The sequence below is a fragment of the Streptomyces sp. NPDC104307 genome (assembly GCF_055584045.1).
Genome location: NZ_JBVJMU010000011.1, coordinates 19,945 through 33,101, shown reverse-complemented (window position 1 = coordinate 33,101; position 13,157 = coordinate 19,945). Strand labels below are relative to the sequence as shown.

16 protein-coding genes are annotated in these 13,157 nt (G+C 72.2%); 10 read left to right on the top strand and 6 right to left on the bottom strand.

Features of this window, described 5'->3' with window-relative positions; genetic code table 11:
* Positions 1 to 168: 168 nt before the first annotated feature.
* Positions 169 to 1,356: a flavin-containing monooxygenase gene (locus ACZ601_RS25135; RefSeq protein WP_469541753.1), complete on the bottom strand. Its 1,188-nt coding sequence runs from the start codon at positions 1,354 to 1,356 to the stop codon at positions 169 to 171.
* 173 nt (positions 1,357 to 1,529) lie between these two features.
* On the opposite strand from ACZ601_RS25135, the gene ACZ601_RS25130 reads away from it, so the two are divergent.
* Positions 1,530 to 1,982, top strand: coding sequence for a DoxX family protein (locus tag ACZ601_RS25130; protein ID WP_469541750.1), 453 nt, complete (start codon positions 1,530 to 1,532; stop codon positions 1,980 to 1,982).
* A gap of 38 nt (positions 1,983 to 2,020) precedes the next feature.
* The gene (locus ACZ601_RS25125) at positions 2,021 to 2,467 is read left to right on the top strand and encodes a Zn-ribbon domain-containing OB-fold protein (protein WP_469541747.1); all 447 of its coding nucleotides are present in this window, start codon (positions 2,021 to 2,023) and stop codon (positions 2,465 to 2,467) included.
* 92 nt (positions 2,468 to 2,559) lie between these two features.
* Here the strand turns inward: ACZ601_RS25125 and ACZ601_RS25120 are convergent, their stop codons facing one another.
* Positions 2,560 to 3,009, bottom strand: coding sequence for a DUF5707 domain-containing protein (locus ACZ601_RS25120; protein WP_469541745.1), 450 nt, complete (start codon positions 3,007 to 3,009; stop codon positions 2,560 to 2,562).
* A 305-nt stretch (positions 3,010 to 3,314) separates the two neighbouring features.
* Here ACZ601_RS25120 and ACZ601_RS25115 point away from each other — a divergent pair, with 305 nt between their 5' ends.
* The 3 genes from ACZ601_RS25115 to ACZ601_RS25105 are packed head-to-tail and all read left to right on the top strand — an operon-like array spanning position 3,315 to position 6,789.
* The gene (locus tag ACZ601_RS25115) at positions 3,315 to 5,723 is read left to right on the top strand and encodes a sensor histidine kinase (RefSeq protein ID WP_469541742.1); all 2,409 of its coding nucleotides are present in this window, start codon (positions 3,315 to 3,317) and stop codon (positions 5,721 to 5,723) included.
* On the top strand, positions 5,720 to 6,400 hold the full coding sequence (locus ACZ601_RS25110) for a response regulator (RefSeq protein WP_440576672.1): 681 nt from the start codon (positions 5,720 to 5,722) through the stop codon (positions 6,398 to 6,400). Before ACZ601_RS25115 ends, ACZ601_RS25110 begins: the two co-directional genes overlap by 4 nt.
* 50 nt (positions 6,401 to 6,450) lie before the next feature.
* On the top strand, positions 6,451 to 6,789 hold the full coding sequence (locus ACZ601_RS25105) for an SCO4225 family membrane protein (RefSeq protein WP_469541739.1): 339 nt from the start codon (positions 6,451 to 6,453) through the stop codon (positions 6,787 to 6,789).
* 22 nt (positions 6,790 to 6,811) lie between these two features.
* On the opposite strand, the gene ACZ601_RS25100 is transcribed toward ACZ601_RS25105, so the two are convergent.
* The gene (locus ACZ601_RS25100; RefSeq protein ID WP_469542208.1) at positions 6,812 to 7,378 is read right to left on the bottom strand and encodes a TetR/AcrR family transcriptional regulator; all 567 of its coding nucleotides are present in this window, start codon (positions 7,376 to 7,378) and stop codon (positions 6,812 to 6,814) included.
* Between the two features lie 137 nt (positions 7,379 to 7,515).
* Between ACZ601_RS25100 and ACZ601_RS25095 the strand changes: the two genes are divergently transcribed.
* Together ACZ601_RS25095 and ACZ601_RS25090 are read left to right on the top strand one after the other, a co-directional pair.
* Positions 7,516 to 8,583: a zinc-binding dehydrogenase gene (locus ACZ601_RS25095; protein ID WP_469541737.1), complete on the top strand. Its 1,068-nt coding sequence runs from the start codon at positions 7,516 to 7,518 to the stop codon at positions 8,581 to 8,583.
* 79 nt (positions 8,584 to 8,662) lie between these two features.
* Positions 8,663 to 9,445, top strand: coding sequence for a thioesterase family protein (locus tag ACZ601_RS25090; RefSeq protein ID WP_469541735.1), 783 nt, complete (start codon positions 8,663 to 8,665; stop codon positions 9,443 to 9,445).
* Positions 9,446 to 9,515: 70 nt separating this feature from the next.
* On the opposite strand, the gene ACZ601_RS25085 is transcribed toward ACZ601_RS25090, so the two are convergent.
* Positions 9,516 to 9,617, bottom strand: coding sequence for a DUF1707 domain-containing protein (locus tag ACZ601_RS25085; protein ID WP_469542206.1), 102 nt, complete (start codon positions 9,615 to 9,617; stop codon positions 9,516 to 9,518).
* 70 nt (positions 9,618 to 9,687) lie between these two features.
* Entirely contained in the window at positions 9,688 to 10,092 is a 405-nt protein-coding gene (locus ACZ601_RS25080; protein ID WP_469541733.1) for a hypothetical protein, read from the bottom strand.
* Between the two features lie 29 nt (positions 10,093 to 10,121).
* On the opposite strand from ACZ601_RS25080, the gene ACZ601_RS25075 reads away from it, so the two are divergent.
* From ACZ601_RS25075 to ACZ601_RS25065, 3 genes are all read left to right on the top strand, one after another.
* The gene (locus ACZ601_RS25075) at positions 10,122 to 10,991 is read left to right on the top strand and encodes a helix-turn-helix domain-containing protein (protein WP_469541730.1); all 870 of its coding nucleotides are present in this window, start codon (positions 10,122 to 10,124) and stop codon (positions 10,989 to 10,991) included.
* A complete protein-coding gene (locus ACZ601_RS25070) occupies positions 10,988 to 11,236 on the top strand; it encodes a DUF397 domain-containing protein (protein ID WP_469541728.1) in 249 nt (82 codons plus the stop codon). Before ACZ601_RS25075 ends, ACZ601_RS25070 begins: the two co-directional genes overlap by 4 nt.
* A gap of 72 nt (positions 11,237 to 11,308) precedes the next feature.
* A complete protein-coding gene (locus tag ACZ601_RS25065; RefSeq protein WP_469541726.1) occupies positions 11,309 to 12,076 on the top strand; it encodes a GNAT family N-acetyltransferase in 768 nt (255 codons plus the stop codon).
* Between the two features lie 34 nt (positions 12,077 to 12,110).
* Here ACZ601_RS25065 and ACZ601_RS25060 read toward each other — a convergent pair whose 3' ends face one another.
* Positions 12,111 to 13,043, bottom strand: a complete 933-nt coding sequence (locus ACZ601_RS25060) for an SDR family oxidoreductase (RefSeq protein WP_469541724.1) — start codon at positions 13,041 to 13,043, stop codon at positions 12,111 to 12,113.
* Positions 13,044 to 13,157 lie beyond the last annotated feature (114 nt).

Below are 13,157 nucleotides of genomic sequence, written 5' to 3'. Positions count from 1 at the left end.
GGAACGTTCGGCGCCCGAGGAGACGCCCCGGAGGGGCCCCGGGTCACCCACCACGGGTGCCCCCACGGGGCGGGGCGCCCCTTCGAGCCCGCCCGGCGATTGAGGGCAGGGCGGCGCCCAGGCGGCCCCGCACCCAGGGGTGACCCCGGCCCCGCATGGGGCCCCCGTTCAGCCCCTGCGGGCGAGCTTCTTCGCGATCTTCTGCGCGTCCCGGGCCAGCTCGCGGAGCATGCCGCTGATCGGGTTGGTGAAGCCGGTGAAGTACAGCCCGGGGGCCTGCTTCGGCGTGCGGCCGCCGTGCACCACCGGCCGGCCCCGCTCGTCCAGCACCCCGAGGTGGCCGACCAGCCCCTCCAGGGAGCGGAGGTAGCCGGTCGCGGCGATGACGGCGTCCGGGGTGATCCGGGACCCGTCGGCCAGCACCACCGCGTCCTCGTCGAACGACTCGACGGCCGCCACCGGCACCACGCGACCGCCCTTCACCGCCTTGATCAGCCCCACGTCCTGGACCGGGATGGCCCCGTCCTTGACCCGCGAGTACAGGCCGGTGTCCGGGCGGGGCAGCCCGTGTTCGGTGAGATCGGGCATCGAGACGCGGGTCAGCAGCCGCCCGGCCCGGTCGACGAGCGCGACCGGCAGCCGGCGCACCAGGATGCCGGTGCCCTGGGCGGGCCAGCCCGCCGTGGAGCGGCGCAGGATGTGCGGAGCGGTGCGCACCGCGAGCCGCACCCGTGCCGCACCGCCCTCCGTCAGGTCGACGGCGATCTCGGCCCCGGTGTTGCCGACGCCCACGACGAGGACGTCCTTGCCCGCGTAGGGGGCCGGGTCGCGGTAGTCGGCGGCGTGCGCGAGTTCGCCGGTGAACGCGTCGCGCCCGGACCAGTCGGGGATGCGAGGGGTGTGGTTGAAGCCGGTGGCCACGACCACGGCCCGCCCGGTCAGCTCGCGGCCGCCGGTCGCGGTCAGCCGCCACCCGGTGCCGTCCGGCGCCGGGTCGATGCGGGAGACCTCGACGCCGGTCACCACCTCCAGCTCGTGGTGCTCGGCGTACTTCTCCAGGTAGCGCACCACGTTGTCGCGGGACACCCAGCGCCCGAACCGGCGGGGCATGGGCAGCCCCGGCAGGGCGGACCAGCGCCGGGTGGTGTGCAGGTGGAGCCGGTCGTAGTGGCGCCGCCAGGACGCGCCGACCTCCGTGGACTTCTCCAGCACGACGGCCCGTTGGCCCTGTGCGCGCAGGGCCGCAGCGACGGCGAGACCGCCCGGACCGCCGCCGATGACGTAGACGGGCCGGTCCTCTGTGCGGGTGACGGAGGCCGGAATGGGGCTACCGGGGGCAGATGTGCTGTCGGGCATGGTTTGGAGCGTAATCGCGCGCCCTGTTGATGGGTCTCGGTCAAGACCGGAATCGATTGCGAATTGATCACGGGTCCGCACCCGTGAACCGGCCGGGCATACGCACCCCTTGCGCGGGCGGCCCCCATCAGGTGAACTGACGTACCGTCAGATCCGATGAGCGGGAGGGCCCCATGCGCACGATCTGGCTCGACGGAGCCCAGTGGCTCGCCGTGCTCCGGATAGGCCTCGGCCTGTGGTGGCTGGAGAGCTGGCGGCACAAGGACAAGAAGGGCTGGTTCGAGCGCGGCACAGGCATCGCCTGGGCTGCGGACGTCGCGGGGAAGCACCGCTGGCCGGTGGTCAGGAGAGGCTTCGAGAAGATCGTCGCGCCGCGCCCGAAGGCGATGGCGTACGTCGTCGTCTACGCGGAACTCGCCCTGGGCCTAGGCCTGGTGACCGGACTGCTGACCCCCGTCGCGTTGATCGCGGGGCTGCTGCTCAACCTGCTCTACCTGGTGCTGATGATCCACGACTGGGCCGAGCAGGGGCAGAACGCGATGATGGCGCTCAGCTCACTCGTCGCCCTGTTCGCGATGTCCTGGCAGACCTGGTCCCTCGACCACGCGATCGGACTCTTCCTGTGACCGCCGACAGGCCGACCGCCCCGGCCCCCGCTCCCGGCGTGACCGCGCCCCCCGTCCCCGGCGCGACCGCGCCCCCCGCCCCGGCCCCCCGCTACGACCTGCCCGAGCCGGACGCGTCCACCCGCCCCTACTGGGACGCCGCCGCCGAGGGCCGCCTGCTGCTGCGCCGCTGCCGGGACTGCGGCCGGGCGCACCACTACCCGCGCGAATTCTGCCCGCACTGCTGGAGCGAGGACGTCGACTGGGAGCGGGCGAGTGGCCGGGCCACGCTTTACACCTGGTCCGTCGTCCACCGCAACGACCTGCCGCCGTTCGGCGGCCGTGTGCCGTACGTCGCGGCCGTCGTGGACCTGGCCGAGGGGCCGAGGATGATGACGGAGGTGGTGGAGTGCGAGGAGTCCGCGCTCGCCATCGGGATGGAGCTCCGGGTGACGTTCCGGGTGGAGGAGGGGCGCGAGGCCGTCGCGGTGTTCCGGCCCTGCTGATTGTCGGCCCATCGGCGCAATCAGCAGGGCCGGAAGCGGGCGGGAACAGACGGGCCGGAACAGGCGGGCGGGAACAGGCGGACTCGAAGGCGTCAGCCCGTGAGGTCGAACGTGGCGGCGCGGGGCACGAATGCCGTGTCCCCGTCCTTGGCTGTGGCCAGTGCCGAGAGGTACCAGGTGCCCTTGCCCAGGTCGGCCACATCCCGCTTCGTGACCTTCAGCGTGTAGGTGCAGCGGGCGGTCTCGTCCGAGACGCTCCGGCACGTGGCGCTCTCCGCCGAGCGAAGCTCCGCCTCGATCGGGTCGAGTTCCGAACTCGCGGGCCAGGCAAGGATTTTGAGGCCCCGGACGCCCGAGTCGTCACTCACGTCGACGGTGTAGGTGAGTGAGCCCGCTTTGCCGTTGGACGGAGCCGTGTAGTGAGCCGATCCGCCCTTCAGGGTCGGTTCCGTGGGTGTCGAGGCCATGGCGAGGCCGCCGGCCGCCGCTCCGCAGAGGGCGACGGCGCCGATGAGCGAGGAGAAGAGAACGCGCTTGGACATGGGAGATCCTCCTGTATGGGTGGGAACAGTGGGTGGGAACAGTGGGTGGGAACGTTGGGTGGGTCACGCGGAAGAGCGTGAGAGAACCGTTGGTGGAACCGGTCCTGGAAGTGGTCGTAGAAGCGGTGGCCGACCGCTTTCTCGATGTGATCGAGCCTATGGGCGGGGACCTGGCGCCGTCCTCGCCCTACCGGACGACTGGCGCGTGGCACCACGGGCAGAGACTCTGCAACCCAGGTAAGAGGCCGGGATCCGCCTTCAGCGGGAGTCGGGCCGCTCACCTGCGGTCATAGCCTTGATCCGACATGAATCGAACCGACGACCGGTGGTTCCCGGTCCCGCTGATCTGCGCCCAGGCGGTGGTCTGGCCCGGCGTGCCGATGGCGCGCGGAACCGTCCCGCCCGCGTCCGCCCTTCTCGTGGCGGCCCTGGTCGCCGCAGTGGTGGCGGCCGCGCTCGCCCTGCGCCGTACCCGCCCGGTGGCCACCCTGCTCGTGGTCGCCGCCGCCTGCGCGCTGGGGGCCGGGCCGCTGCCCGCCGGGGCGATGGCAGTGCTCGGGACGGCGGGTGTCGCGCTGGCTCTGTTCACCGTGGCGACGGAAGGCGACGCCTTCACCGCCGTGCTGTGCGTGGTGGCGCTCGCCGCCTGGCAGCTCATGCACGGCATCAGCCTGCACGGGCTGAGCGACCGCGACGGGCTCGACCTCGTCCTGACCGTTCTGCTGTACGCCACCGTGTGCGGCACCGGTCTGCTCGTACGGCGAACCCGTCGTACGCGGCGGGCGGCCGAACAACTGCTGAAGCGGGCCGAGTCCGAGCGCCACCGGCTCCCTGCGTTCGAGCGGCGCCGTATGGAAAGGGAGTTGCACGACGTCAGCGCTCACCATCTGACGGCCGTGGTGGTCACGGCGGGAGCCGCCCTCGGCTTGCGTGACCGCCGTCCCGAACTGGCCGGGGAGGCATTGGAGTTCGCGGTCGAGACCGGCCGCGACGTCACCCGCGCGCTCGGCACGGTACGAGCGCCGGCGCCCTCCCGGGGGAGTGCACCGGCGCCGGAGGAACGGCTGCTGGACCTGATCGCCGGGTTCCGGCGCCTGCACCAGCGGGTGGACTGCGAGATCACCCCCCTGCCGGACGGCGCCGTCGGGCGCGCGGCGTACGGCATCGTGCGCGAGGCGCTGACCAACGTGGCGCGGTACGCCCCCGGCGCGCATACGAGCGTGCTGTGCCGGTACGGCGACAACCGCACCGACGTCGTGGTCACGAGCACACCCCCGAAGGCCGGTGCGGTGGCGCACGGTGCGGGACTCGGCGGCGGCCGGGGACAGGGCTTCCTGCGATCCCGGGCACGGGAGGCGGGCGGCAGGGTGCACAGCGGCCCGACGGCGGACGGTGGCTGGGAGGTGCGGGCGGTACTGCCGGGCCGGACGGCCACGACGGTGGAGCCGTCGGCACCGGGGAGCTACCGCGTGGCGCAGGTGGTGGCGGCGGCGGGCCTGGTCCTTCAGCCGCTGCTCCCCGTCCTGGTCGTCCGGGACGGGGAGACGTCGAACGGGACGACGGTATCCGCGGGTGTCCTCTTCGCGCTGCTGGCGGCGGGCCAGGCGGTGGCCCTGCTGTGGCTGCGCAGGGCTCCGCGGTCGGCGTACGGGACGCTGCTGGGGCTGGCGCTTCTGTGGCCGGTGGCGATGGCCGCAGGCGACTACGGCGGCCCGGTCCTCCTCCCGCCCGCGCTGAGCCTGCTGGCCACGTGCGCTGCCCTCGCGGTGGGCCCGCCCGCGACCGCCACGGCCCGGCGAGGGCGCGGGGCCGTGCCGAGCGACGGCTCCGCCGCGAAGGAGGCCCCCCAGGGCCGGGGGAGCGGCCGGCCCACACGGGCGCGCGGCCACGTCACGACCGTTCTCCTCACGGTGCCGGTGCACGCCGGGGCCGCCACCGCCGCGGTCCTGGACCGGGGCACGACCGCTCCCGTCTGGATGGTCATCGCGGGAACCACGGTCGGCGCGGCCCTCACCTGCACGGCGGCTCACCTGACCGGACGCCGCCGCACCCGGCGCCGACAAGCCGACCGCCGCGCGCACGAAGAACGCCTCGCCGCCTGGACGGAGGAGGCCGTCCGCGACGCGTGGACCGAGCGCCGCCGCATCGCGGACGGCCTCGAAACCACGGTCCTGGCCCGCACGGCCGACATGGTCACAGAGGCGGAGGCAGGCAGGCTCGACGCGACAGCGACCCGCGCCCGCGAGGCTCTGGCCGCGATGCGTTCCCTGCTCGACACCGTCCGGGACGGGGAGACGGGGCCCGGACTGCGGCCGCAGCCCACCCTCCAGGCGCTCGATCTGCTCGCCCACCAACTCCGTTCCACCGGACGCGACATCGAGATACAGCTGTCCGACCGGGTGCCGGAACGACTGCCCACCGCCATCGACCTGGCCGCCTACCGGGCCGCGGAAACGGTGCTCGCGGCAGGCGGCGAAGAGCCCACGGTGCTCGCACTCGACGTGGCAGAGGATACGTTGACGCTCACCGCCACGGGGGTGCCCCGTGCCGCCGCCGACCCCGCCGTACGGGAGCGGCTGGCCACGCGGCTCGCAGCGGTCGGCGGCACCCTGACCACCGGCCCGCGGGGGACGGTCCGCCTCCGGCTGCCACTCGCCGTCGCACCGGACGACGAGGCGGACGATGAGGCGGACGACGAGGGGAGACACCGATGAGCCTCAACGTGCTGGTCGTCGACGACCAGGGCATCGTACGGGCGGGGTTCGCCGCCGTGATCGACGCCGAGGAGGACCTGACGGTCGTCGGCGAGGCCGCCGACGGCGCCACCGCGGTGCGGCTGGCCGAGGAGCTGGCTCCCGACGTGGTCCTCATGGACGTACGCATGCCCGAACTGGACGGCATCGCCGCCACCCGCATCATCACCGGACAGGAGAACGCTCCCCGCGTCCTCGTCCTGACCACCTTCGACCTCGACGCGTACGTCTTCGACGCGCTGCGCGCAGGCGCCTCCGGCTTCCTCCTCAAGGACGTGGAGCCCGCTCAACTGCTCCAGGGCATCCGGGAGGTGGCGGCCGGCGAGAGCGTACTCGCCCCGTCCGCGACCCGCCGTCTCATCGGCCACTACGCGTCAGGGCCACCCGCCGCGGTCCCGGTCGGGAGCTCCCCCGAGCTGGACAGCCTGACCGTCAGCCAGCGGGGCGTCCTCACCTTGGTCGCGGCCGGACTCACCAACGCGGAGATCGCCGGGCGGCTCGGCATCACCGTAGGCACCGTGAAGTCCCACGTGAACGCGCTCCTCCGCAAGCTCGGGCTGCGCGACCGCGTACAGGCGACGATCCTCGCGTACGACCTCGGCCTCGCCCGCCCGAACCCGCCCGGTACCCACCTCTGATCACCGAGCCGCGACAAGACCACCGAGGCGCAACCAAGGAGCCCCTCCCCATGACCGACCACGATTCCGACCACGATTCCGACCACGATTCCGGCCGATCCGTCGCCCGCCGCCTCCGCGAGCACGTCGGTGTCGTCGGTCTCGGCTACCTCGGTGTCTGTGTCGGCCTGCTCGTGTGGGCCCTGGTGGTGACGGCCGTCGACAGCTCGGGCGAGTCCATGGCCGGCGTGATCCCGGCTCTTGCCACCGCCCCCGGCAGCCTCGTGTTTCTCGTGTTGCCGGACAGCGCCGCCGTGTTCATCACCGCCATCGTTCTCGGGGCAGTGGTCAACGCGGCGATCATCGGCTGGTGCACCCGCGCACTGCGTCGCGGCGGTCGGACGCACTAGACGTATTGACCTGGAGGGTTGTTCACACGGCTGACGGGCGGGGCGGCGCGTCGGCCCGGACCAGGGCTCGGGCCAGCTCGGTGCTCTCGGGGAGACTGTCCAACGGGAGGGGCTGGGCAGCGACGGCGCCTTCGTGCAGGACGAGGAGCTGGACGGCGAGGGTGGCTGGGTGCTCGCAGCCCGCGGCGGCGGCGAGTTCCCTGAACAGGTCCAGCAGCCAGAGCTTCTGGTTCGTGGCGATGCGGTGTGCGGGATGCGAGGGGTCCGGCAGTTCGGCCAGCGCGTTGATGAAGGCGCAGCCGCGGGTGCCGGCCCCGCTCCAGGTCCGTAGCGCCTCGAAGGGAGCGGTGACGGCCTCGGCGGGAGTGTCGCAGGCGTCGACGGCGGTACGGACGAGCGCCCGCCAGCGCTGGTCGCGGCCCGTGAGGTAGGCCGCCACGAGGTTGTCCTTCGAGCCGAACTGGTTGTACAGGGTCCGCTTGGTCACCCCCGAGTGCTCGGCGATCAGGTCCACCCCGACCGCGGTGATCCCGCGCTCGTAGAACAACTCCTCGGCGGCCGCCACGATGCGGCGACCGGCCGCCGTCACAGGCCGCGCCTCCGCCCCCGCGGCCTCCTGCCCCGCGAGCCCCTGCCCTGCGAGATCTGTCACTGCGCGCCTCTTCACTGATCGGTGTACGGTGGAACGTGTTCACAGATCAGTATACCTGCGAGGAGGTTCAAGCGATGGGTGAGTCCCAGTTCATGCGAGCGGTGCGGATCACGAGGCACGGAGGGCCGGAGGTCCTTGAGCCGGTGGAGGTCCCCACCCCTGCCGCTCGGGCAGGAGAGGTGCTGGTCCGGGTCGGCGCGGTGGCCCTGAACAACACCGACCTGTGGACGCGGGAGGGTGCCTACGGGCGTCCGGGGGACCCGGACGCGAAGTCGGGCTGGCGCGGCCCGATCGACTTTCCCCGTATCCAGGGCGCCGACGTGGCCGGCCGGGTCGTGGCCGTCGGGACCGGGGTCGAGAGCAGCCTCGTCGGACGCCGCGTGGTCGTCGACCCCGCGATCTACGACAGTGACGATCCGGACGCCAACCCGGTGGGCCTGATGGGGAGCGAGCGCGACGGCGGGTACGCCGAGTACGTGACGGCGCCGGTGGAGCGCGTGCACGACGTGACGGATTCCCCGCTCACGGACGACCAGCTCGCGGCGTTGCCGACCGCCTACGGCACGGCGCTGGGCATGATCGAGCGGGGCCGGCTGCGGAAGGGGGAAACCGCCCTGGTCTCGGGGGCGTCCGGCGGGGTCGGCCTGGCGCTGGTGCAGATCGCCCGTGCGCGCGGGGCGAGGGTGGTCGCCATCAGCAGCGGAACCAAGATCGACGCGGTGCGTGCGGCCGGCGCGCACGAGGTCGTCGACCGTGCGGGAGACATCACTGGGCAGATCCGTGCCGCCGCCCCGGAAGGCATCGACGTCGGGCTCGACGTGGTGGCCGGCGAGCTGGTGGGTGAGGGGCTGCCGCTGCTGCGCGAGGGGGGCCGGTGGGTCATCGCGGGCGCCCTCGGCGGGTACGGCGTGAGCTTTGACGTGCGCCGCCTCTATCTGCACAACGCCCAGGTCATCGGGTCCGCGATGCACACGCCCCGGCACTTCGCCCTCCTCATGGACCTGGCCCGCCGGGCGGAGGTCCAGCCCGTCATCGCCGCGGCCTTCCCGCTGGACGGGGCCGCAGAGGCGCAGGACGAGCTCTCCCGTAGGGAGCACGTGGGAAAGATCGTCCTGCACCCCGGTGCCGCAGGACCCGTCTGAGGGACCCGGGCGCGGGGCGGCGGCCGTGCGGGTGTCAGGCTGGGCTTCCTTGATCCGTACGGCCGCGAGGGAAGCACCGATGAGCACCGGCAGTTACTACGAGCGCACCGACGACCACCACTTCAAGCCCACCGCCCACGCGAGCGGCGCGTGGAGCACGGACGAGGTGCACTTCAGCCCGCTCGGCGGCCTCATCGTCCACGCCATCGACCGTCACTTGGCCGACCGGCCGGGAGAGCGCCTGCTGCTGTCCCGGATCAGCTTCGACATCCTCGGCCGGCTCGCCCTGGACGAGTGCGAGATCCGGGTCGAGACCATCCGGCCCGGCCGCACCATCGAACTGGTCGAAGCCGTCGCCCTGATCGCGGACCGCCCCGTCGTACGCGCCAGGGCCTGGTGCCTCGCCGCCGTCGGCACGGCAGCGGTCGCCGGGGGCGAGGCCGACAGGCTCGCGGCCCCGGAAACGCTCGCACCCTGGCGCATGGCGGACCTCTGGCCCGGTGGCTACATCGCCTCCATCGACGTCCGCCCGCTCGCGCCGCCGCAGCCGGGCCGCACCACCGCGTGGATCTCGACGCCCCTCGACCTGGTCGCGGGCGAGCAGTCGAGCCCGCTCGCGTCCTATGTCGCGCTCGTCGACACGGCCAACGGCATCGCGGTCCGCCAGGCACCCACCGAGTGGATATTCCCCAACGTGGACCTGACGATCCACCTCCACCGTGCCCCCGAGGGCCGCTGGACCGGACTCGACACCACGGTCGTCTTCGGCCCCACCGGCCAGGGCATCACCAGCACCGTCCTGCACGACGTCAACGGGCCGGTCGGCCACGCGCAGCAGATCCTCACCGTCAGGCCCGTGTAGGCCGGTGCGGGCGGTTCAGCGTCCGAGTCCGAGTTCCTTGCGCTGTCTGCGGCGCTCGCGGAGGTTGTGGTTATGGATGACGACGCCGCCCGCGCCGTGGATGCCGCCCGTCGGCCGCCGCCTCCCGCAACAGTTCCACGACCGCCTCACGGTCGGCGTCGGAGGCCCGCATACGGCCGGCCGATGGCGAGGGCTCAGCAGTCATGGACCTGATGATACGGAGACCCCGCAGCCCCGCCCGGTCAATCCTCGGGCACGAGTTGGGCCGTCACCAAGCCGTGCAGCAGCTCCGCGTCCACGAAGTCCCCGTCGTCCGGCGCCCCGCACCGCCAGCTCAGCGGATACGTGTTGCCGTCCGGCGCGGGAATCCCCACGTACTGGTCGCGGGCGGCCGGGCCGAAGCACTTCGCGCCGGGCGGCCAGTCGAAGTCCTGGCTCGCCCCGGGGGCCAGCAGGAAGTACGTCCACCGCGCCCCCGCGATCTCCCGTACGACGGGCCCCGGATCGCCGTCCGTGAGGGTGGCCAGATGGTGCAGCACCGCCTCGCCCCGCACCCCGCGCAGCCGGATGGCGTCGAAGTGAATTCCGGACATGTGGAGTTGGTGCCCCGAGGCGGGTACCCATTCGGGGAGTTTCTTGCTCGTCATACCTATGAGCATCGCGGCGACTGCGTAGCGTGACCAGTCAGGCGCGTGCCACATCCGACGATGTGGTGGGAACGGTGGTGACTGTGGTGACGAGCAATGAGACGTCGCAGGTGCGGAAGCTTGTGGGGGACCTGATTCGCATCCATCGGGTGCGCGCGGGACTGACCCAGAAGGAGGCGGCGGAGAGGCTGTTGATGTCGGAATCCCTGCTGGGGGCGTACGAGCGTGCGGAACGCATCCCGTCGCTGGAATTCCTGCACGACGGGGACAGAGTCCTGAACGCGGGCGGGGCGCTGAAAGCGTGCTGCGATCTGGTGGACGAGGAGAAGTACTCGCCCAAGTTCTTGGACTGGGCGAAGCTGGAGCGGCTCGCGCGCGTCATCAGCGCGTACGAGACGATGCTGATCCCCGGCCTCCTCCAGACGGAGGCGTATGCGTATGCGGTGTACAGGTCGCGCGTACCGGCGTACTCGGAGGCCGAGATCGTCCGGCACGTCGAAGCGAGGCTGGAGCGGCAGGCGGTGCTCTCGCGTACGCCTCCGCCGCGCATCGGATACGTCATCGAGGAATCGGTCCTGGACCGCGCGCTCGGCGGGCCCGAGGTCCTGAAGGAGCAACTGCGGCATCTGCTCGACTGCATCGAGCGGTTCAACCACCTGACGGTGCAGGTGATGCCGTCGGCTCAGCACACGCACGCGGGATTGATGGGGCCTATGCAGTTGGTCTCCACAGCAGAAGGTCGCTCTCTGCTGTACGTAGAGGCGCAGGGCGGCGATAGGTTGATCTCGAAACCGGAGCAGGTCAGCGATCAGTTCGACCTCTTCGGCATCCTGCGGGCCCAGGCACTCAACCCCTGGAAGTCCGCAGAGATCATCGAGACGAAGGCGAGTCAACTGTGAGCCACGGACCCGGACTGACCTGGTTCAAGTCCAGCTATAGCGGTAACGAGGGCGGGGCTTGCATCGAAGTCGCCTACGACTGGCACAAGTCCAGCTACAGCAACAACGAGGGCGCGACCTGCGTAGAGGTCGCCGCCTGCCCGCACACCGTCCACGTCCGCGACTCCAAGGTCACCGAAGGACCGACCTTCGCGGTCGCCCCCGCCGCCTGGACCGCGTTCCTGGGGCACGCGGCGAACGTCTGACCGGTGCGCCGGGCCGTTCGCGTGGAGGTAAACGCGTTCGCGCCGGGCGGTGTTGATCCTTAGGCTGCCCGGATGCCAGTAACGGATCTTCAGCGCATCGCGGCCTTCCGCCTGTCCTTCGCCCGGCGGCAGGCCGCGGTCGTGAACGAGGTTCCCGGCGGCGTGGTGGTCCTGGACGCGGAGTACGCCGCGTCCTACGAGCACAACCAGCTCGTGATCGAAGGATCACCGGCCTCCGGCGAACTCCCGGCCCTGGCCGAGAAGGCCCTTGGCCACCTGGGTCACCGCCAGATCACCGTGCTCGACGACCGCACCGGTACCGACTGCGCACCCGCCCTCACCGCAGCCGGGTACACCCACGTGACCGAACTCGTCATGACGTACACCGGCTCCGCCGCCGTCCCGGACCCGTCCGCGCAGACCGTGACCTTTGACGACCTACGACCTGCTCTGGTCGGCCAGCTGCGCAGGTGGATGCCCGAGGCGGAGGACGACATCGTCAGCCAGCTGGCCGACCGCCGGACGGTCCGGCTCCGGGGCGCCGAACAGGTCCGCTTCCTCGCCGTCCGCGACGAGGAGGGGACGGTCGGCTCCTGGGCCGACCTCTACCGCGACGCCTCCCGGGGGATCGCCCAGATCGAGGACGTCGTCACCGCCGACACCCACGTCCGGCGCGGCTACGCGGACGCGCTGCTCGCCACCGCTCTGCGGTACGCGTCGGACTGCGGCCTGGTCTTCCTCCTGGCCGACCCCGACGACTGGCCGCACGCCTGGTACAGCCGCCGCGGATTCAATCCGATCGGGCGCTTCCACGTGTTCACCCGCGCTCAGGGCCGGTAGGCGAGCGGCTGGGCGTTGCGGCGAGACGGCCCTGCTACGAGTCGGCGCGTGTGGAGCCCGAGGAGCGCGAGGCCCGGTAGGAGTTCCAGTCGGCGAGTCCGCCGGTGCCAAGGACCCCGACGGGTGAGGAGAGCGTGGCGCCGGGGTTCCGGCGGAGTTCGCGGCGGGTGGCTCGGGCGGCGAGGGCGGGGAACAGGGGGCGCAGGGGCTGGCACCAGCGGAGCCACGGTGGGGCGTAGATGTACGGGGCGCGATGGGTGACGCCCTGGGTGAGCCACCGGGCGACCTGGTCTGCGGTGTGAACGCGACGGGCGATGCGGGGCTGGTTGCGGCGGAGGGCTTCGAGGACGGGGTCGTCGTCGAGGCCGGTGAGCATGTCGGTGCCGGTCCAGTGCAGGTAGGCGATGCCGACCTGGACGCCGTCCGGCTCGACCTCACCGCGCAGCGCGAGAGCGAACGACTCCACTCCGGCCTTGGAGGCGCAGTAGGCGCTCATCATCGGCGCGGAGCCGAACGCCGCCGTTGAGGCGATCTGGAGAAGGTATCCGCGGGTCGCGGCAAGCTGGGGCAGGAAGGCGCGGGCGGTGTTCGCGGAGCCCGTGAGGTTGACGTCGATGACCCGCTGCCAGAGTTCGGGGGCCGTGCGGTCGAACGGCCCGCTCACGGCGATCCCCGCGTTGGCGACGACCACGCTGGCGGGGCCGAGTTCGGCTTCGACCTGGCGTGCGGCGTGGGCGAGCGACGCGCGGTCGGCGATGTCCGACTCGACGCAGAGGCTCGGGCCGGACAGTGCGGTGGCTGCCTCCCGTAGGGAATCCCGCTCCCGGCCGAGCAGTGCCACGTGCATTCCGGCGCCGGAAAGGCTTCGGGCGAGGGCTTCGCCCACGCCGCGTGCGGCCCCCGTGATGACCGCGACCCGACCGCGCAAGGGAGGGACGGCGGCACGGCGCCTGCCAGAGTCACGCATCGTCTCTCCTCAACCCGGTGCCGGGCGTCGCTGCGGCCATCACCCCTCGCACCACCGTCAGCCCACGGGCCGTCTTCCGCAACCGAGGCCCAGCCGGCGGCTACCGCCCCGGCC

Excerpts from the sequence above, each read along its gene's own strand:
- ACZ601_RS25135 (WP_469541753.1), bottom strand. The coding sequence starts at position 1,356 with ATGCCCGACAGCACATCTGCCCCCGGTAGCCCCATTCCGGCCTCCGTC.
- ACZ601_RS25130 (WP_469541750.1), top strand. The coding sequence starts at position 1,530 with ATGCGCACGATCTGGCTCGACGGAGCCCAGTGGCTCGCCGTGCTCCGG.
- ACZ601_RS25120 (WP_469541745.1), bottom strand. The coding sequence starts at position 3,009 with ATGTCCAAGCGCGTTCTCTTCTCCTCGCTCATCGGCGCCGTCGCCCTC.
- ACZ601_RS25115 (WP_469541742.1), top strand. The coding sequence starts at position 3,315 with ATGAATCGAACCGACGACCGGTGGTTCCCGGTCCCGCTGATCTGCGCC.
- ACZ601_RS25110 (WP_440576672.1), top strand. The coding sequence starts at position 5,720 with ATGAGCCTCAACGTGCTGGTCGTCGACGACCAGGGCATCGTACGGGCG.
- ACZ601_RS25105 (WP_469541739.1), top strand. The coding sequence starts at position 6,451 with ATGACCGACCACGATTCCGACCACGATTCCGACCACGATTCCGGCCGA.
- ACZ601_RS25095 (WP_469541737.1), top strand. The coding sequence starts at position 7,516 with ATGGGTGAGTCCCAGTTCATGCGAGCGGTGCGGATCACGAGGCACGGA.
- ACZ601_RS25090 (WP_469541735.1), top strand. The coding sequence starts at position 8,663 with ATGAGCACCGGCAGTTACTACGAGCGCACCGACGACCACCACTTCAAG.
- ACZ601_RS25085 (WP_469542206.1), bottom strand. The coding sequence starts at position 9,617 with ATGCGGGCCTCCGACGCCGACCGTGAGGCGGTCGTGGAACTGTTGCGG.
- ACZ601_RS25080 (WP_469541733.1), bottom strand. The coding sequence starts at position 10,092 with ATGACGAGCAAGAAACTCCCCGAATGGGTACCCGCCTCGGGGCACCAA.
- ACZ601_RS25065 (WP_469541726.1), top strand. The coding sequence starts at position 11,309 with ATGCCAGTAACGGATCTTCAGCGCATCGCGGCCTTCCGCCTGTCCTTC.
- ACZ601_RS25060 (WP_469541724.1), bottom strand. The coding sequence starts at position 13,043 with ATGCGTGACTCTGGCAGGCGCCGTGCCGCCGTCCCTCCCTTGCGCGGT.